The organism is Sphingobacterium sp. G1-14 (genome assembly GCF_002196555.1).
GTDB classification, from domain to species: Bacteria; Bacteroidota; Bacteroidia; order Sphingobacteriales; family Sphingobacteriaceae; genus Sphingobacterium; species Sphingobacterium siyangense.
This window is the reverse complement of record NZ_CP021381.1, coordinates 6,146,901-6,170,512: the sequence shown is the minus strand read 5'-3', so window position 1 is coordinate 6,170,512 and position 23,612 is coordinate 6,146,901. Positions and strand designations below refer to the sequence as shown.

Genomic DNA, 23,612 nt, shown 5'->3' with positions numbered 1-23,612 from the left:
TATACGATATGAGCGAATTTATAAGCAAGATAACATCTAATCAGCCTGTCTTCGAAGACAACGATCCGCAAGACGAGTTGATTACCCTGAATATTGGTCCCACGCATCCCGCCACGCATGGCGTATTTCAGAACGTGGTACAAATCGATGGCGAGCGTATTGTGAGTGGCGTGTCCACGATCGGTTATATTCACCGCGCATTTGAAAAAATTGCTGAACATCGACCTTTTTATCAAATAACACCTTTGACTGATCGTCTAAACTATTGCTCGTCTCCAATCAATAATATGGGCTGGCATATGACCGTTGAAAAATTACTTAAAATAGAGATTCCTAAGCGGGTGCAATATATGCGTGTTATCGTCATGGAGCTTGCCCGTATTGCGGATCATATTATTTGTAATGGTATTTTGGGGGTAGATACGGGTGCTTTTTCGGGCTTTTTGTATGTGATGCAGGAACGCGAGTTTATCTATGAAATCTTTGAAGAAATCTGTGGCGCTCGTCTGACAACGAACATTGGTCGTATTGGAGGCTTCGAGCGTGATTTCAATGCTATAGCCTTTGAGAAAATACGTGAATTTCTGAAACGCTATCCTCCGGTATTGCAAGAGTTTGAAGAGTTGTTTGTTCGTAACCGCATTTTTATAGAACGAACGTCGGGTGTTGCTGCTGTAACAGCAGAAGATGCCCTGGATTATGGCTGGTCTGGTCCTATTTTACGTGCGACAGGTGTAGATTACGATGTGCGTGTACAGAATCCTTATTGCTCGTATGAAGAATTTGATTTCGATGTGCCTGTTGGCACGACAGGTGATGTATACGATCGTTTCATGGTTCGCAATGCCGAAATGTGGCAATCACTTCGGATTATTGAACAGGCATTAGCGAAAATTGAGAAAGAGCCTAAAGGAGTCTTCCATGCGGAGGTTCCTGATTTCTATTTACCTCCGAAAGAACAGGTGTATACCAATATGGAAGCTCTAATTTACCACTTTAAAATCGTCATGGGTGAGGTGGATACACCTAAAGCCGAAGTTTATCATGCGGTCGAAGGGGCAAATGGTGAACTTGGTTTTTATTTGATTCATGATGGTGGACGGTCACCTTATCGTCTGCATTTCAGGAGACCTTCTTTTGTCAATTATCAGATGTTTGCACCAATGAGTGCAGGAATGCTGATTTCAGATGCTATTATAAATATGAGTAGTCTTAACGTTATAGCTGGAGAATTAGATGCTTAGTGTAAAACAACATAATGAAAATGTAACGTTTTCTCTAGAATTGTTAGCCAAGTTTGGAGAAGTGGTAAGCCGTTATCCCGAAGGAAAGCAGAAATCGGGCTTATTGCCCATTTTACATTTGGTTCAGGCGGAATACGGCTGGGTCAGCGCAGATGCGATGGATAAGGTTGCTGTTTACCTGAATATATTACCGATTGAGGTATATGAGGTGGCAACCTTCTATACCATGTTCCTGTTGCAACCCAAAGGAAAATACGTACTGGAGATTTGCCGTACCGGGCCTTGTTGTTTGGTCGGTGCAGAGCGTATTATGGGGCATTTAGAGCAAAAGCTCGGTGTAAAGGAGGGGCAGGTCACAAGCGATGGGCTTTTCTCTTGGCGTGGTGTAGAATGTTTGGCTGCCTGTGGTTTCGGACCAGTCTTACAGATTGGCCCTGAATATACATTCTATGAGAATCTGACAGAAGATAAAGTCGACGAATTGATTGATAATTTAAAAGCTAAAACAGAATAATATGGCACGTAAACTTTTGTTGACTCATATCGATGTTCCGGGCATCAATACCTTTGAGGTCTATCGACAAAAAGGTGGTTATGTTGCTGTTGAAAAAGTATTAAAGACAATGTCCCCTGAGGATGTTGTCGAAGAGGTTAAGAAGTCTGGATTACGTGGCCGTGGGGGAGCTGGTTTTCCTACGGGGATGAAATGGTCCTTTTTGGCTAAACCTGAGGGGGTGCCACGCTATTTGGTCTGTAATGCCGACGAGTCTGAGCCAGGGACATTCAAAGACCGTTATTTAATGACACATATTCCGCATGCACTCATTGAGGGAATGATTGTATCCAGCTTCGCTTTGGGGGCTCACACGTCGTATATCTATGTGCGTGGAGAGATGATGCCACAGATCAGAATTTTGGAGCGTGCTATTGCTGAAGCCAAGGAAAAAGGGTTTTTGGGTAAAAATATTTTAGGTTCGGGGTATGATCTGGAGATCTATGTTCAACCGGGAGGTGGAGCGTATATCTGTGGTGAGGAAACGGCTTTATTAGAGTCTTTAGAAGGTAAACGAGGTAATCCGCGTATTAAACCCCCTTTTCCGGCGATAGCGGGTTTATATAACTGCCCGACAGTGGTGAATAATGTGGAATCTATTGCAACGACAGTTCCCATTATAAATTTGGGTGGTGAAGAGTATGCTAAGATCGGTGTAGAGCGTAGTACCGGAACAAAATTAATTTCCGCTAGCGGAAATATTGTAAAACCAGGTGTCTACGAGATCGAACTCGGTCTGCCTGTTGAAGAATTTATTTACTCGGACGAATATTGTGGTGGTATTGCCAACGGAAAACGAATGAAGGCTGTCGTGGCCGGAGGCTCTTCGGTGCCTATTTTACCGGCTAATCTGATCTTGAAAACTGCTGCTGGAAATAGTCGATTGATGACTTATGAGTCATTGGCTGATGGTGGCTTCCAAACTGGTACAATGCTCGGATCAGGTGGTTTTATCGTATTTGATGAGGATCAGTGCGTGGTGCGTAATACCTGGAATTTTGCGCGATTCTATCATCATGAAAGCTGTGGTCAATGTTCGCCTTGTCGTGAAGGAACAGGCTGGATGGAGAAGGTGTTGCATAAGATCGAGAGCGGTCACGGCTCGATGTCAGACATTGATTTGCTGTGGGATGTGCAGCGGAAAATTGAAGGCAATACAATCTGTCCATTAGGGGATGCTGCAGCATGGCCTGTGGCAGCAGCAATAAGACATTTTAGGGATGAATTTGAATGGCATATCCTGCATCCGGAAGAGTCACAAACACGGAATTATGGACTGGCACATTATGCTGATCCTTTACAACCAATAGTATCATAATAGAAGCTGTAACGATAAATTAATCATATCATGGCAGAAGCGGAAGATATAAAGTTTAAGGTCACCATCGATGGTATACCGATAGAGGTTGCTCCTGGGACAAGCATATTAAATGCAGCGAGACAGATCGGCGGCGATATAGTCCCTCCGGCAATGTGTTACTACTCCAAACTGGAGGGGAGTGGCGGTAAATGCCGTACCTGTTTGGTAAAAGTCTCCAAGGGATCTGAAAAAGATCCAAGACCGATGCCGAAATTGGTGGCTTCTTGTCGTACAACGGTGATGGACGGTATGGAAGTACAAAATATTACTTCGCCAGAGGTGGTGGAAGCAAGAAAAGGTGTTGTTGAAATCTTATTGATTAACCATCCCTTAGATTGCCCAATCTGCGATCAGGCTGGTGAATGTAAATTGCAGGATCTTGGATATGAACACGGCAGCGCTCATACACGCTACGAATTCGATCGACGTACCTTCGAACGCATTGATCTGGGCGATAAGATCCAATTGCATATGAACCGTTGTATCTTATGTTACCGTTGTGTTTATGTCGCAAATCAGTTGACCGACCAGCGTGTACACGGTATCTTAGGACGAGGAGATCATGCCGAGATATCGACTTATATTGAAAATGTAATCGATAATGATTTCTCCGGAAATGTTATTGATGTATGTCCTGTGGGCGCTTTGACCGATAAAACCTTCCGTTTCAAGAACAGGGTATGGTTTACGAAGCCTGTCGATGCTCATCGCGACTGTCCGACATGTTCGGGTAAGGTAACCTTATGGTATAAGGGAGAAGAGGTCATTCGGGTAACTGCTCGAAAGGATGAGTTTGGTGAAGTGGAAGAGTTTATCTGTAATACCTGTCGCTTTGATCAGAAAAAAACAAGCGATTGGGTGTTGGAGGAACCGACAGAAATAGACCGACATTCCGTCATTTCTGCCAATCACTACGAGTTATTTAATCCGCCGAAAGTTGTTAAGGAGAATCCATTACTACAGGAACAAAATCGCGAACAGTTGGCTAGAACAGAAAAATTGAAATAATCACAAACATGGAGTGGTCTTTTGTCATAGAAAAATTAATACTGGTGTCTGTTATTTTTGTTATCACCTTGGTGATCGCGATGTATTCGACACTTGCGGAACGTAAAATTGCAGGCTTTATGCAAGATCGATATGGTCCTGATCGGGCTGGTCTCTTTGGTATTTTGCAACCGTTGTGTGATGGAGGTAAATTCTTCTTTAAGGAGGAAATTATCCCGGCGGGCGCACACAAAGTGCTCTTTATTTTGGGGCCTACAATTGCGATTATAACGGCATGTATTAGTTCAGCCGTTATTCCTTGGGGGCAGGAATTGCAGATTGGAGATCGCACAATTTCTTTGCAGGTTGCGCAAGGAATCAATGTTGGGGTGTTGTATATGTTTGGTGTGATTGCACTTGGCGTATATGGCATCATGTTGGGTGGCTGGGCCTCCAATAATAAATTCTCGCTTATGGGTGCAATTCGTGCAGCATCACAGAGTATAAGCTATGAGATTGCAATGGGATTGTCGCTTATCGCTTTGTTGATGGTAACGCGTACCTTGACACTGGAAGAAATCGTTGCGCAGCAGTCGGGCTTTGTCAATTGGAATATCTGGGCACAGCCCTTGGGTTTTATCATTTTTATGGTCTGTGCTTTTGCCGAATGTAATCGGGTTCCCTTTGATTTGCCTGAATGTGAAACGGAGCTTGTCGGTGGTTACCATACAGAGTACTCCTCCATGAAATTGGGACTCTACATGTTTTCCGAATATATTAACATGTTCGTTTCCTCTGCATTGATGGCATCACTTTATTTTGGCGGATATAATTTCCCTTTTATGAATGATCTGGGATTATCTGCCAATATGATCACGATCATCGGGGTGGTTGTATTCTTCATTAAAATATTGCTGTTTATCTTTTTCTTTATGTGGGTGCGTTGGACTTTACCACGTTTCCGCTACGATCAATTGATGAATCTAGGCTGGAAGATGTTGATTCCATTGGCGATTGCCAATATTGTACTTACAGGTGTATTTACATTGATTAAAGATACTTATTTCTCATAAGAAAGGACTTTTTATGCAACTAACCAATCGTAAAAAAGTAATCGAACAAAAACCGATGACATTTTCGGAAAGAATTTACTTTCCGGCCATTATCAAAGGTTTACGCATTACATTAAGGCATTTTTTTAAGAAAATTCCAACCATTAAATATCCTGAGGAAATAAGACCTTATTCGAAAAACTTCAGGGGGCAACATTCGCTCAAACGTGATGAGGAAGGGCGTGAGCGGTGTACAGCCTGTGGATTATGTGCTTTGTCCTGCCCTGCAGAGGCGATTACAATGACTGCTGCCGAGCGAAAAAAAGGTGAAGAAAATCTTTACCGCGAGGAAAAGTATGCGTCAGTATATGAAATCAATATGTTGCGATGTATTTTCTGTGGTCTATGTGAAGAGGCCTGTCCGAAAGAAGCGATCTATCTGGATGGACCGCATGTGACAGCAGATTATCTCCGTAAGGATTTTATCTATGGAAAAGATAAATTGGTAGAACCAACTTTTGATATTACCAAATTAAAGAGCTAAACCAGGAAATTATGACAGTATTTTATTTTGTAGCCTTCTTGTCTATTTTCTTTGCGCTGCTGACCATTTTTACAAAAAATCCTGTACACAGTGTACTGTATCTGGTCATTACGTTTTTTACGTTTACAATACATTATATTCTTTTGAATGCACAGTTTTTGGCTGTGGTGAATTTCATCGTATATATGGGAGCCATCATGGTTTTGTTTTTATTTGTATTGATGCTGCTCAACCTGAATAAGGATACCGAACCCATGAAATCCAATTTGGTTAAGTTTATGGGTGTTATCGCCGGCTGTTGCCTATTGGTGACTTTCTTCGGTGTATACCGCGTATTTGATATTTCTAATCCCTTGACTGTTGTTAATCCAGAAATCGGGTTGGTTAAGAATCTGGGTAAGGTGTTGTTTAACGAATTTTTGCTTCCTTTTGAGTTATCATCATTATTGTTATTGACGGCAATGATTGGAGCAATATTATTAGCTAAGAAAGAACCTAAACAAATCTAATGGAAACAGTTGTTCAACAGTTGCAGGGGGTGCCAATAAATCATTATCTGATTTTTTGTGCGATTATTTTCGTTATTGGTGTTATCGGTGTTCTTATTCGCCGTAACGTCATTATTATTATGATGTCTATTGAATTGATGCTGAATGCGGTGAACCTTCTTTTAGCTGCTTTTTCAGTGCAGCATGGCGATTCGTCAGGACAGGTCTTTGTCTTCTTTATCATGGCATTGGCGGCGGCAGAAGTTGCCGTAGGTCTTGCGATTATTATTATGGTATATCGGAATACGAAGTCTGTGGATATCGATTCCTTAAATAAACTTCGTTGGTAGAACTTAAGAAATAAATACGATGAGTGAATTAGTTTGGTTGATTCCCCTTTTGCCCTTAATCGGGTTTATAGTGAATGGATTGGGTAGGAATACCTTTTCCAAAGGTATGATAGGCGCTGTTGGCAGCGCTGTAGTGCTTATTTCTTTTGTATGTAGCTGCCTTCTGTTCTCTGAAGTTTACCAAGCGAGACAAGCTGGACAAGCAGGCATCGTTGAACAACATGTATTTGATTGGATTGCAGTGGGCAATCTCAAGATCGGTCTTTCCTTTTTGGTAGATCCGTTAAGTGCGATCATGCTCTTAATCGTTACGGGAATTGGTTTCCTTATCCATGTCTATTCCATTGGTTATATGCATCATGATAATGGATTTGGTAAGTTCTTCGCTTATTTGAATCTCTTTATCTTTTTTATGTTGCTATTGGTATTGGGATCCAATTACCTGGTCATGTTCATCGGTTGGGAAGGTGTAGGACTATGTTCCTATTTATTGATTGGCTTTTGGTATAAGAATAGTTCGTATGCAAATGCAGCAAAAAAAGCATTTGTGATGAATAGAATAGGGGATTTAGGTTTTCTGCTTGCGGTATTTTTAATACTTGGGACTTTTGGCTCCTTAGAATTTTCGACTGTATTTCCAGCGGCCAAGAATTTTGCTGTTGGTGATATCACAGTCGTTAGCATTACCATTTTGTTATTTATTGCTGCAACAGGTAAATCGGCGCAGATACCTTTGTTTACCTGGTTGCCAGATGCCATGGCTGGCCCGACACCCGTGTCGGCCCTGATCCATGCGGCGACGATGGTTACAGCCGGTATTTATATGATTGCACGTTCCAATGTATTGTTTATCCTTTCACCGTTTACGTTGCAGCTCATTTCTGTCATAGCTATCTGTACAGCACTATTGGCGGCTGCGATTGCACTGACGCAGAATGATATTAAGAAGGTATTGGCGTATTCAACCGTTTCACAACTTGGGTATATGTTCCTTGGCCTTGGTGTCGGAGCATTTACGGGAGCATTTTTCCATGTATTGACTCATGCCTTTTTCAAAGCATTACTATTCTTAGGGGCCGGATCTGTTATACATGGTATGAGTGAGGAACAGGATATGCGTAAAATGGGCGGCTTGAAGAAAGCAATGCCTATTACTTATCTGACGATGTTGATGGGGACAATTGCGATTGCAGGAATTCCACCATTCTCTGGCTTCTTCTCGAAAGACGAAATATTGGCGGGGGCTTTTGCCGCTAGTCCGGTCTTATGGGGTTTAGGTTTTATTGGCGCATTAATGACGGCATTCTATATGTTTAGGATGCTGTTTATGACCTTTTTTGGAACATTCCGTGGCACGGAAGAACAAAAACATCATTTGCATGAATCTCCAAAGAGTATGACCATGCCACTCATTGTATTGGCTATACTTTCTGTGGTTGGAGGTGTGATCAACTTACCAGCTGTTTTGGGAGGTAATCATTGGCTTGAGGATTTCCTGGCGCCAGTGTTCTCAGAGGGAAAAGCGATAATACCTGCAACTCATCATTTGGAACACAGTACTGAATATTTATTAATGGCCGTTTCTGTTGTTGGAGTATTGATTATGGTTGCTTTAGCCTTTAATAAGTATGTTAAACGACAACAGTTACCTGAAGCGGGAGAAGGTACCAGAAGTTTCTTGGCGAATCTATCTTACAATAAGTTTTACGTGGATGAACTTTATGATAGCATCATTGTCCGTCCGATCAATTGGCTCTCGGCTTTCTTCGGGAATGTTGTGGATCAACGTGGGATTGACGGTGTTGTTAACGGTGCCGGGAAAGCAACATTTGATACAGGAAAAGTATTGCGTTTGCTCCAGAATGGTAATGTTGGTTTTTATTTATTGATGATGGTAATTGGGGTGATTGCCATTTTCATCTATGGATTGTTGAGTCTTTAATTTTGGTATAATCGATGGATAACTTGTTTTTACTTATTTTATTGCCGTTAATAAGCGCATTGATTCTAACGTTTTTAAAGACCAATGCTGCAAAGTCTATTGCCTTGATTTTATCATTACTGTCTTTGGCTTTGACTATTCCTTTCCTTTGTACTTTTGACGCAAATGGCGGAATGCAATTTGAACAAAATTGGCTATGGATTTCTTCATTGCATATTCATTTTCATATCGGCGTTGATGGAATTAGCTTGCCGTTGATCTTATTGACGAATGGGCTGATGCCTTTAATTATTGCCACAACCTTTAAGAAGGATTATAAAGGAAACTTTTATGCTTTAATGGCTTTTATGCAAGCGGGCTTACTGCTCGTATTTATGGCCTTGGATGCCTTTACTTTTTATGTGGGGTGGGAGATTGCCTTGATTCCGATTTATTTTATTTGTGCACTTTGGGGTGAAGGAGATCGTATTCGCGTAAATTTGAAATTCTTTATTTATACTTTTTTGGGTAGCCTTTTGATGTTGATCGGTATTCTTTATCTCTATCAACAAGTGCCCAATCGTGATTTTGAATGGACTTCATTTATTGCATTAGATTTGGGGGAAAACACACAGCGATGGTTATTTTGGGCTTTTTTTGTTGCTTTCGCCATCAAAATACCAATTTTTCCTTTTCATACTTGGCAACCCAATACGTATACAAACGCACCTGCAGCAGGCACGATGTTATTGGCGGGTATCATGCTCAAGATGGGGGTTTATGGTTTAATGCGTTGGCTATTGCCTATCGCACCAGCTGGTATTGCTCTATACGGACATTTTGCAATGATCTTATGCGTCATTGGGATCGTTTATGCTTCCATTATTGCAATTAAACAAGATGATGTGAAGCGATTGATCGCATATTCATCAATAGCCCACGTTGGCTTAATTAGCGCTGGTGTCTTCACATGGAATACCAATGGCCTGAGTGGAGCAACTATTCAAATGTTAAATCACGGTATTTCTGTGATAGGACTTTTTTATGTGTTGGATATTATACAGCAACGCACACAGACACGTCGTCTTACTGAGCTTGGTGGAATAGCAAGCAAGGCGCCTCGGTTGGCCATCTTCTTTATGATTATTTGTATGGGAGCAGTGGGGTTACCGTTAACAAATGGATTTATTGGTGAGTTTTTATTATTGAAAGGCGTCTTTCAATATGGATTTTGGTTTGCTGTTTTTGCGGGTTTAACCTTAATTCTGGGTGCAGTTTATATCCTTAGGCTTTATCAAGGAACGATGCTGGGAGAAACGACCGAAAGAACTATACAATTTGAAGATGTAAAAGGAACGGAACTTATTGTATTGACAGTGGTCTCTGTCTTGATCCTTTATATTGGTATATTCCCTAATTTCCTATTGAGCCTTTCTGCAGGTTCTGTGGAAGTTTTAAGTACATTTTTAGGCAGATAATAGATATATTTAATTGTATGGGTGCAATAATTACACTTTCGATATTAGCATTAGTCGTCCTTTACCTTGGCTTATTCAAGATGAAATCTATGCTGCTGCCTGTTTCTATTCTTGGCTTCTTGGTCGCAATTGGTTTCTTATGGAATGACTGGACGTCTATCAGCGGACCTCTCTATAGTGGGATGGTTCATTTTGATCATTATGCTATTGCTTTCTCGATCTTATGTATCGCGGTTACCTTGTGCATCTTTGTAATCTCAAAGGGATATTTTGATGAGGAGGGACAAATTGCGGAGTATTATTCATTATTGATTTTCTCTCTCACAGGTGCTGTTCTTGTGAATAGTTATCATAATTTTTCAATGCTTTTTTTAGGTATTGAAATTATGTCTGTAGCGCTTTATATTTTGGTCGGTATACGTAAAAGAGACAAAGCATCAAATGAAGCTGCATTAAAGTACTTTTTGATGGGAGCTTTCTCTACTGGGTTTCTACTGTTTGGTATTGCCCTGTTATACGGTGCTACCGGATCATTTGATTTAAGTGAAATCAGAAACTATGTCGTCAATAACCCGCATGCAATTTCGCCTTTGTTTTATGGAGGTATATTGTTCCTCATTGTGGGACTGACGTTCAAGGTGGGGGCTGTTCCCTTTCATTTCTGGACACCAGATGTTTATGATGGGGCTCCGATACTGATTACGAGTTATATGAGTACGGTCGTTAAAGTTGCTTCGTTCGCCGGATTGTTACGTTTATTCAGTTATAGTCTATTGCCTTTACAAGATTTTTGGACTCCGGTTTTCTTAGTGATCGCTGTTCTCACCTTATTTGTTGGAAATATTTCTGCATTAATGCAGTCTTCCTTCAAACGTATGCTTGCTTATTCAAGTGTTTCGCATGCTGGGTATATGTTATTTGCTATTGTAGCAGTAGGGGCCACTTCGGCTAATAGTATCTTTGCTTATGGCCTTGCCTATTCACTGGCAACCATTGTTGCCTTTACGGGATTGATCCTTGTCAAGAAAACGACCGGCTCTGAGCATTTTGAAGGTTTTAATGGCTTGGGTAAACGAAATCCTTTGCTCGCATTTGCTATCACGATAGCCATGCTTTCTCTTGCGGGAATACCACTGACAGCTGGATTTATTGGTAAGTTTATGATGTTTTCTTCTGTTATGGAAAATTATCATATTGTTTTGCTCGTATTGGCGGTAATCAATGCAGGCATTGCCGTGTATTACTACTTAAAAGTTGTCGTTGCGATGTACTTTAGAGACAGTGACGAATCCTGTGTCAATGTGCAGTGGAATTATTCATTGGTATTATTCCTTGCCGTAATGCTTACCATATTAATTGGGGTATATCCAGACTGCCTTTTAAAATTAATATAAAGTTTCTGTTAAAATACTTGTTGTTTATTAGAGCATGGCGATTTCGCTGTGCTTTTTTTATTTTTATTGGTATAACTCTTGCATACAAATTGTATATTGTAAAAAAGAAATCCTATCAAATTGCAGATGGCGTTTAAAGTGTGTGTTAAATCTTTTTCGATTCATGTTTTATGTGTGTTACTTTTCTTCGTTATCTGCGAACAAGTAATTGCACAGGACTTTATTCGTGGAAAGGTCGTTGATGCACAAACAGGCAAGGGCATTTCAAGGGTTTCAATCAACTGGCTTGGGGAAGATAGCGGTGGTAGCAGCGATACCCTTGGGTATTTTAAGATTCAAGATATCAAGAAATACAGACAGCTTGTATTTGGAGCAGTGGGGTATGAGCGCAGGACAGTGGATGTTCGTCGGTTACAAGATTCTATGCTGACGGTGCATTTAATTGCCTCGAATAATACATTAGAGGAGGTCGTGGTCAATAGAAAAAACAAAAAGCCTAAAGATCCAGCTATTGCACTGATCGAACAGGTGATAGCACATCGACCACAAAATCATTATACCCGTATACCTGAAATTCGTTTTGACGAATATGAGAAGACGCAATTTGGTTTTGTCAATCCTGAGGATAAAGCGAAAAAATTTCCGAAACCATTCCGATTCCTCTTTGAAAATGTTGATTCTACAGCTTTTAGGGGGCAGACCATTGCACCCTTTTATTTGGAAGAAAACTATGCCAATATCTATTCATCCCATAATCCAGATCGTAGTAAGAAGATTGTCATCAGCCACAATCAGACCGAATTAAATCCACGCTTTTTTAACAATGATAATTGGCAGACACGGTTCCAGACGATACTCCGTGATGTTGATCTCTACGATAATACGATTCAGGTCACAAACAAGGGTATCTTAAGCCCTATTGCTACCGGTGCTACAGCGTTTTATAGGTACAAAATTCAAGATACGATAAAGATCGAGGGGAAGGATTATATTGAACTCCATTTTGAAGGTAAATCGGAAATTGATCTGCTCTTCTATGGTGATCTACTGATCTCAGATGATACAAGGTATGCGGTTCATCGCGCGACATTGAATATCGGACGTACTGCAAATATCAATTGGATAAATGACGTGCAGATAGATCTCAGCTATAGCGAATTTAAAAACGGTAGCATGTTTCCCGTTCATGCAGACCTGAAAATGTTATTTGGCGGGAGCAAGTCGGATGTATTGTATGGGCGCAGGGAAACCCAATACTTAGGACATCGCACCGATTCTATTTCGAATGAGAATTTTGCTGGTGTACCTGTTGAAAAAAGGTATCTCCTCCAGTCCGCACCGCATGTACCCATAGTAGGGGTCAGACCAAGCCCATTAAGCCATGCTGAAGTAGGGGCATATCAAAAAGTTGATTCGGTACAGAATATGCGTTCTTTTAATCAGTTAGTAGCATTGGGCTATTTATTGGCAAAGGGGTATTATAATGCCGGGAAAGTTGAGTTTGGTCCACTGGAATATCTTTATAGCCGTAATAATTACGAAGGGAATCGTTTTAGGATGAGTGGTCGAACAACACGCTTGTTTTCGGAAAAAGCCTACATTGAAGGATACACAGCCTATGGTGATAAAGACAAGGCGCTAAAATACTACCTGAGTACGGCACTTACTTTAAATGGAGAACGTATTGTTCAGTTTCCAGCAAATTATTTGCGCTTTACCGTACAGCACGACGTTATGGAACCGGGGCGAGGTTTGGGTTTTTTAAAAGGAGATGGTTTCTTCCGTTCTTTTGGAAAAAACAGACCTAATAAATGGCAGTTTAATGATATCTATCGTATCGATCATCTGATCGAATTTGGGAACCATATTAGTGTAGGAACGGCATTTACACATACCCGCAGACAACCTCGCGGTGATTTGTTTTATATCAATAGTCTACCTTCACCCGATACAGTCCGCCAAGTAAATACAAATGATCTACAGCTAATTTTGCGTTGGGCTCCGAATGAAGAATTTACTTATCATAATCTCGACAGGGGAACAGTAGAAAATAAATATCCCATTTTTACCCTGCAATATAATAAAGGCCTGAAAGGATTTTGGGGGGCAGATTATAGTTATGATGCGTTGCGGTTCAGTGTGTTCAAACGATTGTTCTTATCGCCAGCAGGGCAGGCTGATTTTGAATTCTCAGGCGGGAGAATTTGGGGGAAACACCTGCCTTATACTTTACTGGAACTTCCAGAAGTCACTAAAGATAAGCAAGGACCGTTAGTGAATTTTGACTTGATGGCGACCTCGGAATTTGTTTCAGACCAGTTTTTGAAATTAACTTATTACCACAATTGGAATGGTTTCTTTTTTAATAGAATTCCTTTGTTCAGACGGTTAAAGTGGCGTGAAGTAACAGGATTCAAGGCTTTTTATGGAAAGTTAAGCGATGCCAACAATCCCTTTATTACGCCCGAAAATATTCAGTTTGAAGCGGACAAGGATGGTATTATTCAAACAAAAGCAGTGCGTAACAAACCTTATGTAGAAGGACTTGTGGGGGTGGATAATATCTTTAAATTGATTAGATTAGAGTATAAAAAGAGATTAAGCTATAAAGGCGGTGAAGGAGTTCCTTCTGATACTTTTACGGCATCCTTACATTTTAATTTTTAGCAATTATGGTTCAATATTCAAATTTAAAGTATGCCATTAAAGATAGTATTGGCTATGTCATCATTAATCGCGAGCCGCAACTGAATGCCTTAAATCAGGAAACGCTTGATGAATTGCAAGATATCTTCAAACATTTCAATTCCGATGATCATGTAAGGGGTATTATCCTGACTGGCGCCGGACATAAAGCATTTGCCGCGGGCGCGGATATCAAGGAATTTATGGATTTGTCTGTGATTCAGGCACGATGGCTTAGTGAAAGAGGACATATTATTTTTACGGATCTTATCGAAGCTTCCCCGAAGCCAGTTATTGCTGCTATAAATGGATATGCTTTAGGCGGAGGACTCGAGATGGCTTTAGCTTGCCATATTCGTATCGCTTCTGAAAATGCCAGAATGGGACTTCCGGAGGTTTCTTTGGGCCTGATTCCGGGTTACGGAGGTACGCAGCGTTTGCCCAAATTGATCGGAAAAGGACAGGCTATGCAAATGATTTTAACGGGCGATATGATTGATGCGCAGCAGGCTTATGAACTAGGACTGGTCAATGAGGTGATCGCACAGGATAAACTAATTGCCCGGGCAGAGGAAATACTCCAAAAGATATTTACGCGCTCTCGTGTTGCCATAACAAATGCCATTGCGGCCATTAACGCAGCTGAAGACAGACAACAGAATGGGAATAAGGTGGAAATGGACGCCTTCGGTCATTTGTTCGGAACAGAAGATTTCAAAGAAGGTGTGTCGGCGTTTTTAGGGAAAAGGCCACCCAATTTTGAATAAGGCCGCAATACTTCGCTAAACGCTATACGTTGTGTATTGGCAGGTTTGAATGTCGATGAAGAGATGAGATAACACCAAGAAAAGATGTTCGAATGGAGAGCCAATCGTTTATAACCAATTGTTTAGAGGTAACTGATCTAGATGGCTTATGAATCTGAAGGGTTTAACCGACATTATTTTTGATATTTTTTGCGATATTCTTGGGGGGACATTTTCATTTCTCGTGTAAAGGCCTTTGAAAAATGAAAGGGATCATAAAATTGGAGCTTAAATGCGATTTCTTTAATCTTGAGTAGCGTAAATTGCAAGTAAGAGCAAGCTCTTTGCATCCGTAGTTGATTGTAATACACCATGGGGGGGTAAGACGTTTTCTGCTTGAACAAGTTAATAAGATGTGATTTAGAATAGTTGAAATGTGCGGCAATCTCTTCCAAATTGATATTGTTCTCCAGATTGTCTTTCATAAATATAATGATGTCCTGTATGATATTATCTACTTGAATTCGGTTGCTTTCTCTAAACTGCGCCTGATATTGAATAGAGGCTAAAAAATATTGAAAGCAAAAACTTGTATACTCCAAATTTTCTGGGCTGTATCCCATTTCGAGATTCTTGTAGATGCTCTCAAAAAGCTGAATACGGTTGGCATGTTTGTTTGGGTCGGAATCAGTTATGTGGATGACTTGACCCATGATATGTTTAAAAAGTGCCGCATCTGTCCCGGCGAAATGAATCCAATAGATACTCCAGGGATCATTTGATTTTGCGCCATAGCAATGTGCACTATCTCTCGGTATGATATATATATCATTTCTATTGAGGTTGTGCGTTGTATCATCCTGTTTTATCCAACCACTTCCTTTTTCGCAATAAATCAGAATATATTCCTTGCATCCTTCCTGACGATCGCGATAATGTTTTTTTGCATTGGGATAATAGCCGATATGTGTGATGTGTAATTTTGTTGTGATGTTATTGTCTGTCTGGTAGTTGCATACGGCATAGGGAAGGACAATTGCCTTTTCTCCTTTGAATCCTTCAGCGATGACATCTTGGTTTTGTTTCATAAATCGAGCTTGTTTTTGGTTATCCTTATAAAAATAGTAATATTTTACATGTTTATCGTGTTCACTTACATGATTCTCCCCAAGTAATCCATTACTTTTACCTAAGTAAATCTAAATATGTAAACTCTTATGCAAAAGACTGCAACAACCTATCTGCTATTGATCACTTTTGTGGCTGCTATTGGTGGATTTCTATTTGGATATGATTGGGTAGTTATTGGAGGTGCGAAACCATTTTACGAAGCTTATTTTCATTTGGAATCCGATCCTGCATTGCAGGGATGGGCCATGTCTTCGGCGATTGTGGGAAGCTTTGTTGGTGTATTGCTCTCGGGGGGACTGGCAGATCGCTATGGTCGAAAACCACTGATTTATACAGCCGCAATTTTATTTATAATTTCTGCATTGGGAACCGGCATGGCGTCCGAACTTGATACCTTTATTATTTATCGGATTTTGGGCGGGATAGGTATTGGTGTAGCCTCCAATTTGGCTCCGATGTATATCGCGGAAATCGCCCCTGCGGAAAGTCGGGGAAAATTTGTATCGGTCAATCAATTAACCATTGTACTGGGCATACTTGCAGCGCAAGTGGTCAATTGGCTCATTGCAAAGCCCATTTTAGCTGGAGAATCTATTCTAGAAACCTGGAATGGGCAAGAGGGGTGGAGATGGATGTTTTGGGCAGGAGCGATCCCAGCGGTCGTTTTTTTAGTGCTGCTTTTCCTGATTCCCGAAAGCCCCCGTTGGTTGTATACGAAAGGGAGGCATGAACAGGCAAAGCGTGTGTTTTTACGCATGGGTGGAGATGAATATGCAGCAGAAAATATACGATCTATTGCCGAGGCGGCTGAACTAAATCAGGGTAAAGCCCGAAAAAGAAATTTATTCCAGGGCAAGTTGCTGCGGTTGTTGTTGCTCGGGAGTTTTATTGCGGTCTTTCAGCAATGGTGTGGGATTAATGTTATTTTTAATTATGCCCAAGAAATTTTTACGGCTGCTGGATATACCGTTTCGGGGATGCTTTTCAATATTATTATCACTGGAGTGATCAATGTAATTTTTACATTCATCGGCATGTATCTGGTCGATCGAATTGGTCGCCGTGCATTGATGCTCTTCGGATCAGCAGGGCTTTTTGTGATTTATATTGCCCTAGGGGCTTGTTATTATTTCAATTGCAGTGGCATTTTCGTGCTTCTTCTTGTGTTAGCCGGAATTGCGGTGTATGCGATGACTTTGGCACCTGTTACTTGGGTAATCATCGCCGAAATATTCCCTACCGCTGTAAGGGCGCAGGCGATGGCGATCGCGACATCATTACTATGGATTGCATGTTTTGTGCTCACTTATACTTTTCCTTTACTGAATCAAAATCTGGGCGCAGCTGGTACATTCTGGCTGTATGGTGGAGTCTGTTTTATCGGTTATCTGTTTCTATGGAGCCGACTGAAAGAGACCAAAGGAAAAAGCTTAGAAGAAATTGAACAAGAACTTGAAAGATAATTGGCACTAGGATAATCAACTCGACCTATATAAACCTATTAGCGTATTAAGAAAATGACAGAATTGACGCGTTACCTCATAAAATCAACAGTTGACCAGAAAGGGATCGTAAAAGCATGGGAGGAGCAGGTTGCGATTCCAACATACGAGATTGGGACGATGGAGAAGAATCCCATATTTGCCGAAAAGCGCGTATACCAAGGTAGCTCGGGGGTAGTATATCCCTATCCGATCATAGAGAAAATTAGCGATCAGAAGCGAAACAAGATCTATCAAGCGCTATTTCTTGAAAATGAATATATCAAGGTGATGATTCTTCCAGCTTTAGGTGGACGGGTTCATATGGCTTATGATAAAGTTCGAGAACGACATTTCGTTTACTATAATGAAGTTATCAAGCCCGCTTTGGTCGGGCTCACTGGTCCTTGGATTTCCGGAGGGATTGAATTTAATTGGCCCCAGCATCATAGACCGACTACATTTATGCCCACAGAGCATTTAATCGAACACAACAGCGATGGAAGTATTACGGTTTGGTGCAACGAAATCGAGCGTATGTTTCGGATGAAGGCCATGCAGGGATTTACTTTGCATCCCGACAAAGCGTATCTGGAAATCAAGGTTCAGGTGTATAACCGGACAGCATTGCCACAAACTTTTCTGTGGTGGGCCAATCCGGCTGTTGTTGTGAATGACGACTATTATTCCGTGTTCCCTCCCGATGTCAATGCCGTTTTTGATCATGGAAAGCGAGAGGTCTCTTCTTTCCCGATTGCTACGGGAACCTATTACAAGTACGATTACTCGGGAGGTGTTGATATTGCACAATACAAAAATATTCCTGTTCCGACATCCTATATGGCCATTCAATCGAAATACAACTTCGTTGGCGGCTATGAGGCTGGTGCTACCAATGCGGGGATGTTACATGTGGCCGACCATCACATTTCACCGGGGAAAAAACAGTGGACCTGGGGAAATGGTGACTTTGGTGTCGCTTGGGATAGAAACCTGACAGATGAAAATGGGCCATATATTGAATTGATGGCTGGTGTATATACAGATAATCAGCCTGATTTTGCTTGGTTACAACCCTATGAAGTGAAATCCTGGTCTCAGTATTTTATGCCATACGCAGAAGTCGGACAGGTGAAAAATGCAACAAAAGATGCGGTGCTCAATATGGAGGTTAGGGAGCAGACTGCTCACATTGTCTTGTATACAACAGGGAGGTATGAAAGTATACGTGTTTTGTTACGTAATACGGCCGGTAAAATCTATTTGGACGAACAAGTGACTTGTTCTCCTCGGAATATTTATACCCAAAGTGTTGCTGGATTGGACAGTGTACCAACCGAACTCATATTGACTGTGTATGATAAAAATAACCATGAAATATTGGTCTACCAGCAAGAACAGGCGAAGAATGCCAAAGATATACCCAAACCAGCACAGGCAGCATTGCTGCCCGAAGACATTTGTTCTATCGAAGAATTGTTTTTGACAGGACAGCATCTGGAGCAGTACCGACATGCAACTTATAATCCATTGGATTATTATAAGGAGGCTCTGCGACGTGAACCGAACGACATCAGATGTAATAATGCAATGGGCGCTTTCTTGTTGCGGAACGGTAAGATAGAGGAGTCCATTACTTATTTTGAGACCGCGATCGCTCGCGCTACGGAACGTAATCCCAATCCTTATGATGGAGAACCTTACTACAACCTTGGTGTAGCTCTGCAACTATCTGGGGATCTGAATGGGGCATATGCAGCTTTCTACAAAGCAACATGGAATGCCGCGTGGAAGGATTCTGGCTATTTTGGCTTGGCACAAATAGATGCCAAGAGAGGTGATTGGAAAGCTGCTTTGGAAAAAATAGATCAGTCATTGAGCAGAAACTGGTATCACCATAAAGGAAGACAGCTGAAGGCCTCTATTTTAAGAAAAATCGGGGCAAAAGATGCTGCTTTAGCATGGATTCAAGAATCAATGGAATTGGATCCGTTTAATATGGGCTGTCGATTCGAATGGTACCTGTTAACACAAGAAGAATCGATATTTTCTCCTATTCTCGATTTAGCGCGCGTTAATATTCATAGCGTGATGGAGTATGCATTGGATTTTGCTCATGCCGGTCTGTATGAAGAAGCATCTTTACTCCTTGAAAAAACCATTGAAGACGTAACCTTAGTTTACCCTATGGTATATTATACACTAGGGTATTTTGCGACTCATCTGGGCTTGCATGACAAGGCAAAAACGTATTGTGATCAAGCCGCCGTTATGGATCCGACTTATTGTTTTCCAAATCGTTTTGAAGAGATTGCAATTCTCCGACATGCCCTAGTTTTAAATAGTGCTGACGCAAAGGCCTCGTATTATTTGGGCAATCTTTGGTATGGTAAAAGACAGCATCAGGATGCTGTTGACTGTTGGGAGCATGCTATCCAATTGGATGGACAGTTTCCTACCGTTTATCGTAATTTGGCCTTAGCTTATTATAATCGGATAAACAAGAAGAAAGAAGCCTTGCCCCTATTGGAGAGCGCATTTTCATTGGATGAAACTGATGCACGTTTACTCATGGAGCTTCATCAGCTCTACAAGAAGGAGGGACGCTCTTACAAAGAAAGGTTGGCCCTGCTCGATCGATATCCGGATTTGGTGATGCTTAGAGATGATCTATTCTTGGAGCGGATCACCCTGTTTAATCTCTTGGGTGAATATGAGAGCGCGAAAACGTTGCTTGCTTCCCGGCAGTTTAAGCCCTGGGAAGGAGGGGAAGGTAAGGTCTCTCGTCAATACACCATATGTCAGCTGGAATTGGCCAAAAAATCGATACTGCAAAACGAGCCGCAACAGGCGCTTTCCTTGCTAAAGGCGCTTGATTATTATCCACATAACCTTGGTGAAGGTAAGCTGATTACAATGGAAGAAAACGATGTTCACTATTATAAGGGACTCGTCTATCGTTTATTGGGGATGGACGAAGAAGCTAAAGTTTATTTCTATAAAGCAACAGAAGGTGCTGATGAACCCCAGCAGGCCCTTTTCTATAATGATCCACAACCAGATAAGATATTTTATCAAGGTTTAGCCTGGCATGAGCTTGGTGATCCAGTGCGAGCTGAACAACGTTTTCAATGTTTAATTGATCATGGAAAGTTATTTATTGACAAGCCCTTCAAAATAGATTATTTTGCAGTTTCCTTGCCTGATATGGATATTTGGGAGGAAGATCTGGATCATAAGAATAAAATACATTGTTTGTATGTCATGGGATTGGGGTATTTGGGGAATGGAGATCGTGCTTTGGCAATGGATTATTTAGCACAAGTCCAGCAGTTGGAACCCAATCACCAAGGGAGCCAGGCTATTATGTATTCTTTCTTAGGTGAAACTTCTTTAAAGAATTAATTCAGTATGTATCGCTATATCATTGTATTCGTCGTTCTATTTCAAAGTTATACGGTCTGGGCAGATGGACTAAATCGTCTTGATCTTGCAGGAGAGTGGAAAGTTCGGCTTGATCCCGAAGATGTCGGTATCGAGCGTGGCTGGGCTGGTAAATCGTTCGAAACATCGATTAAATTACCAGGAACAACAGATGATGCGGGTTTAGGAGTCGTAAATACATTGACACCTGCTCTTGCCAAACCTCAGCTTTCGCATCTAACGCGAACACATTGTTATGTGGGGGCAGCATGGTATACACGGGAACTTTCAATCCCGGCAGGTTGGGCAGGTAAAGAGATGATCTTAACCCTCGAGCGTGTTCTTTGGGAGTCTATGGTTTGGATCGATGGGATAGCAGTAGTACAAAAGCAACGTAGCCTTGTCAGTCCGCATGAGTTTGACTTAAGTTCCCTACTGAAAGCAGGAAAGAAGCATCGGTTGACAATCCGCATAGATAACAGGAAGAAGCTCCCAATTAGCGTTGATGATATGGCGCATGCTTATACCGATCACACCCAAATTATTTGGAATGGTATTCTTGGAAAGATTGCTATTCAGGCCTACGATGCGGTGCGTCTGAAGTCTGTGTATGCGAGCCCTAATCTAGCGAAAAAGGAAATCAATCTGCAGATCAATCTCCGTAATAGACTTGCAAAGGCCGTTGTCGGTAAACTGAAAATAAAGGTAAAATACAAAATGGGGTCCCTAACACCAGTTGAAAGAACCATTCAGCTGTCGCCAGGGGATTCAGCGATCAATCTAAACTACCTTCTTGGTGACAAACTGAAACTTTGGAGCGAATTTTCACCGCATTTGTACGACATCAGTCTGGAATTGAAAACCATAGATGCCGTATCAACATTGAGTACCTCAATAGGTATGCGTGAGCTTTCTACAGATGGGACCATGCTAAAAGTCAATGGTGAGCCTTTATTTTTGAGGGGAACATTGGAATGCAGTATCTTTCCGTTAACGGGACATCCGCCGATGGATAAGGCCGGTTGGAGAAAAGTCTTTGTGACAGCGCGCGAATGGGGGTTAAATCATCTGAGGTTTCATTCATGGTGTCCTCCTGAGGCGGCCTTTGCTGTTGCTGACGAATTGGGATTCTATCTTCAAATTGAGTTGCCAATCTGGGAGAATAATCTTGGTAAAGATGAGGGAGTGATGAATTTTCTCTATGAAGAGGCCGATCGAATAATGCAGACTTATGGAAATCATCCGTCCTTTTGTTTTTGGAGTATGGGTAATGAGTTGAGTGGTGATTTCAATGCGCTGAATGCGCTGGTAAAATACGTAAAGGAAAAAGACAAACGGCATCTTTATACGGCAACTTCTTTTACATTCCAGCAAGGGCATGGTGTGAAGGAAGAACCCTATGATGATTATCTGATTACCCAGTGGACAGCCAAGGGCTGGGTACGGGGACAAGGTGTATTTAATAGTGAAGCACCTACATTCAATAAAAACTACAGCAATTCTTTGGAAGGAATTTCGATTCCGGTCGTAACGCACGAAATTGGACAATATGCTGTCTATCCCAATCTCGCCGAAATCAAAAAATATAAAGGTGTTTTAAAACCGTTAAACTTCATTTCTGTAGCAGAAGATCTAAAACAAAAAGGATTATTACATAAGGCCAGCGCATATACGATGTCCTCAGGAAAATTGGCAGCTATGCTGTACAAAGAGGAGATGGAAAGAGCGTTGAAGACACCGGGTATCAGTGGTTATCAGCTCCTTGATCTTCACGATTTCCCTGGTCAGGGAACGGCATTGGTGGGCTTATTAGATGCTTTTTGGGACAGCAAACATATTCTCTCAGCGGCAGAATTTCGACAATTTAGCGCTCCAGTAGTGCCTTTGCTCCAGTTTGCGAAAGCTGTATATACCAACGATGAAACGTTCAAAGCTTCTATAGATGTGAGTAATTATGGACAGGAGATTTTGAAGAATCAGGGGATTAGTTGGTTCCTGAAAGATGCGGGACAAATAGTCGCACAGGGACATTTTCAGTCAACCATTGGAAAGGGACATCAAGGCAATGTGGGGCATTTAGAAGTACCATTACAAACAATTGGACAGGCGAAGAAATTGACGATTCAACTTAAACTTGAGGGTACTTCATACGAAAATCATTGGAATATTTGGGTGTATCCTCAAAAGGTGGCCGTTGATTTTGGGGAAGTTAGCTATACGCGCGAATTGGAGGAAGCAATGCACTTGCTGAAAGAAGGGAAAAAAGTACTTTTAAATCCCGATTGGAAGAAAATAAACGGTATTGAAGGGAAGTTCGTTCCTGTTTTTTGGAGCCCGGTACATTTTCCAAAACAGGCCGGTACAATGGGCTTGCTTTGTGACCCTAAACATCCTGTATTTGCCGATTTCCCAACAGATAATCATACAGATTGGCAATGGTGGGATCTCCAAATTAAATCGACTACGATGATTACGGATCAGGTCAAAGGTGGACATGCAGTTGTAGAGCTCATTGATAACTTTGCCAATAATAGAAGATTAGCATCTCTTTTTGAAGGGACGGTAGGATCAGGCAAGCTGATGATCGCTTCGTTTGATCTGGAGGCGGATCTAGCCAACAGGCCCGTTGCAAGACAGCTGTTGAGCTCCATCTTAACGTATATGAACAGTACAAAGTTTAGGCCTAAAGTGATCGAAAATCCAGCGATTCTATCGCAGGTGTTGCGCTACAAAGAAGCGCAAGAAAAATCCGAACCCAAAGAGATCTATTAGTTA

The 23,612-nt window shown here is 41.4% G+C and carries 17 protein-coding genes; 16 read left to right on the top strand and 1 reads right to left on the bottom strand.

The genetic code is table 11. The features are described from left to right. The first annotated feature begins 8 nt into the window (after window positions 1-8). From CBM24_RS26410 to CBM24_RS26350, 13 genes are all read left to right on the top strand, one after another. On the top strand, window positions 9-1,244 hold the full coding sequence (locus CBM24_RS26410; RefSeq protein ID WP_075990306.1) for an NADH-quinone oxidoreductase subunit D: 1,236 nt from the start codon (window positions 9-11) through the stop codon (window positions 1,242-1,244). Next, window positions 1,237-1,758, top strand: coding sequence for a complex I 24 kDa subunit family protein (gene nuoE, locus CBM24_RS26405; protein WP_088163314.1), 522 nt, complete (start codon window positions 1,237-1,239; stop codon window positions 1,756-1,758). Before CBM24_RS26410 ends, nuoE begins: the two co-directional genes overlap by 8 nt. 1 nt (window position 1,759) lies before the next feature. After that, window positions 1,760-3,115: an NADH-quinone oxidoreductase subunit NuoF gene (gene nuoF, locus CBM24_RS26400; protein WP_075990304.1), complete on the top strand. Its 1,356-nt coding sequence runs from the start codon at window positions 1,760-1,762 to the stop codon at window positions 3,113-3,115. A 30-nt stretch (window positions 3,116-3,145) separates the two neighbouring features. After that, entirely contained in the window at window positions 3,146-4,165 is a 1,020-nt protein-coding gene (locus CBM24_RS26395) for a 2Fe-2S iron-sulfur cluster-binding protein (protein ID WP_075990303.1), read from the top strand. An 8-nt stretch (window positions 4,166-4,173) separates the two neighbouring features. Next, window positions 4,174-5,217 (top strand): NADH-quinone oxidoreductase subunit NuoH, encoded by a 1,044-nt coding sequence (nuoH, locus tag CBM24_RS26390; RefSeq protein WP_075990302.1) that lies wholly within the window; start codon window positions 4,174-4,176, stop codon window positions 5,215-5,217. 13 nt (window positions 5,218-5,230) lie between these two features. Further along, entirely contained in the window at window positions 5,231-5,740 is a 510-nt protein-coding gene (locus CBM24_RS26385) for a NuoI/complex I 23 kDa subunit family protein (protein WP_070560982.1), read from the top strand. An 11-nt stretch (window positions 5,741-5,751) separates the two neighbouring features. Continuing rightward, window positions 5,752-6,249 (top strand): NADH-quinone oxidoreductase subunit J, encoded by a 498-nt coding sequence (locus tag CBM24_RS26380; RefSeq protein ID WP_046673083.1) that lies wholly within the window; start codon window positions 5,752-5,754, stop codon window positions 6,247-6,249. Further along, window positions 6,249-6,578 (top strand): NADH-quinone oxidoreductase subunit NuoK, encoded by a 330-nt coding sequence (gene nuoK / locus CBM24_RS26375; RefSeq protein ID WP_046673084.1) that lies wholly within the window; start codon window positions 6,249-6,251, stop codon window positions 6,576-6,578. The genes CBM24_RS26380 and nuoK overlap by 1 nt, the downstream gene beginning before the upstream one ends. Window positions 6,579-6,597: 19 nt before the next feature. Continuing rightward, window positions 6,598-8,520 carry an NADH-quinone oxidoreductase subunit L gene (gene nuoL / locus CBM24_RS26370; protein ID WP_088163313.1) on the top strand — a complete coding sequence of 641 codons (1,923 nt, stop codon included), beginning with the start codon at window positions 6,598-6,600 and terminating at the stop codon, window positions 8,518-8,520. Between the two features lie 14 nt (window positions 8,521-8,534). Next, window positions 8,535-9,977, top strand: coding sequence for a NuoM family protein (locus tag CBM24_RS26365; protein ID WP_088163312.1), 1,443 nt, complete (start codon window positions 8,535-8,537; stop codon window positions 9,975-9,977). Window positions 9,978-9,994: 17 nt separating this feature from the next. Continuing rightward, window positions 9,995-11,371, top strand: a complete 1,377-nt coding sequence (locus tag CBM24_RS26360; RefSeq protein ID WP_088163311.1) for an NADH-quinone oxidoreductase subunit N — start codon at window positions 9,995-9,997, stop codon at window positions 11,369-11,371. A gap of 174 nt (window positions 11,372-11,545) precedes the next feature. Beyond that, window positions 11,546-14,038: a DUF5686 family protein gene (locus CBM24_RS26355; protein WP_157698592.1), complete on the top strand. Its 2,493-nt coding sequence runs from the start codon at window positions 11,546-11,548 to the stop codon at window positions 14,036-14,038. 5 nt (window positions 14,039-14,043) lie between these two features. Then, window positions 14,044-14,823, top strand: coding sequence for an enoyl-CoA hydratase/isomerase family protein (locus tag CBM24_RS26350; RefSeq protein WP_088163309.1), 780 nt, complete (start codon window positions 14,044-14,046; stop codon window positions 14,821-14,823). Between the two features lie 173 nt (window positions 14,824-14,996). Here CBM24_RS26350 and CBM24_RS26345 read toward each other — a convergent pair whose 3' ends face one another. Beyond that, window positions 14,997-15,890, bottom strand: a complete 894-nt coding sequence (locus CBM24_RS26345) for an AraC family transcriptional regulator (protein WP_088163308.1) — start codon at window positions 15,888-15,890, stop codon at window positions 14,997-14,999. 129 nt (window positions 15,891-16,019) lie between these two features. On the opposite strand from CBM24_RS26345, the gene CBM24_RS26340 reads away from it, so the two are divergent. Genes CBM24_RS26340 through CBM24_RS26330 form a run of 3 tightly spaced genes read left to right on the top strand, consistent with a single transcriptional unit; the run spans window position 16,020 to window position 23,609 of the window. Further along, on the top strand, window positions 16,020-17,396 hold the full coding sequence (locus tag CBM24_RS26340; RefSeq protein ID WP_075990295.1) for a sugar porter family MFS transporter: 1,377 nt from the start codon (window positions 16,020-16,022) through the stop codon (window positions 17,394-17,396). 54 nt (window positions 17,397-17,450) lie between these two features. Next, the gene (locus tag CBM24_RS26335; RefSeq protein ID WP_088163307.1) at window positions 17,451-20,819 is read left to right on the top strand and encodes a DUF5107 domain-containing protein; all 3,369 of its coding nucleotides are present in this window, start codon (window positions 17,451-17,453) and stop codon (window positions 20,817-20,819) included. Between the two features lie 6 nt (window positions 20,820-20,825). After that, entirely contained in the window at window positions 20,826-23,609 is a 2,784-nt protein-coding gene (locus CBM24_RS26330; protein WP_088163306.1) for a sugar-binding domain-containing protein, read from the top strand. Window positions 23,610-23,612 lie beyond the last annotated feature (3 nt).

What these genes read in the sequence shown, in the direction of transcription:
- CBM24_RS26365 (WP_088163312.1), top strand. Translation starts at nt 8,535, where the DNA reads ATGGATAACTTGTTTTTACTTATTTTATTGCCGTTAATAAGCGCATTG.
- CBM24_RS26340 (WP_075990295.1), top strand. Translation starts at nt 16,020, where the DNA reads ATGCAAAAGACTGCAACAACCTATCTGCTATTGATCACTTTTGTGGCT.
- CBM24_RS26395 (WP_075990303.1), top strand. Translation starts at nt 3,146, where the DNA reads ATGGCAGAAGCGGAAGATATAAAGTTTAAGGTCACCATCGATGGTATA.
- nuoK (WP_046673084.1), top strand. Translation starts at nt 6,249, where the DNA reads ATGGAAACAGTTGTTCAACAGTTGCAGGGGGTGCCAATAAATCATTAT.
- CBM24_RS26380 (WP_046673083.1), top strand. Translation starts at nt 5,752, where the DNA reads ATGACAGTATTTTATTTTGTAGCCTTCTTGTCTATTTTCTTTGCGCTG.
- nuoL (WP_088163313.1), top strand. Translation starts at nt 6,598, where the DNA reads ATGAGTGAATTAGTTTGGTTGATTCCCCTTTTGCCCTTAATCGGGTTT.
- CBM24_RS26330 (WP_088163306.1), top strand. Translation starts at nt 20,826, where the DNA reads ATGTATCGCTATATCATTGTATTCGTCGTTCTATTTCAAAGTTATACG.
- CBM24_RS26410 (WP_075990306.1), top strand. Translation starts at nt 9, where the DNA reads ATGAGCGAATTTATAAGCAAGATAACATCTAATCAGCCTGTCTTCGAA.
- CBM24_RS26350 (WP_088163309.1), top strand. Translation starts at nt 14,044, where the DNA reads ATGGTTCAATATTCAAATTTAAAGTATGCCATTAAAGATAGTATTGGC.
- nuoE (WP_088163314.1), top strand. Translation starts at nt 1,237, where the DNA reads ATGCTTAGTGTAAAACAACATAATGAAAATGTAACGTTTTCTCTAGAA.
- CBM24_RS26360 (WP_088163311.1), top strand. Translation starts at nt 9,995, where the DNA reads ATGGGTGCAATAATTACACTTTCGATATTAGCATTAGTCGTCCTTTAC.
- nuoH (WP_075990302.1), top strand. Translation starts at nt 4,174, where the DNA reads ATGGAGTGGTCTTTTGTCATAGAAAAATTAATACTGGTGTCTGTTATT.
- CBM24_RS26385 (WP_070560982.1), top strand. Translation starts at nt 5,231, where the DNA reads ATGCAACTAACCAATCGTAAAAAAGTAATCGAACAAAAACCGATGACA.
- nuoF (WP_075990304.1), top strand. Translation starts at nt 1,760, where the DNA reads ATGGCACGTAAACTTTTGTTGACTCATATCGATGTTCCGGGCATCAAT.
- CBM24_RS26345 (WP_088163308.1), bottom strand. Translation starts at nt 15,890, where the DNA reads ATGAAACAAAACCAAGATGTCATCGCTGAAGGATTCAAAGGAGAAAAG.
- CBM24_RS26335 (WP_088163307.1), top strand. Translation starts at nt 17,451, where the DNA reads ATGACAGAATTGACGCGTTACCTCATAAAATCAACAGTTGACCAGAAA.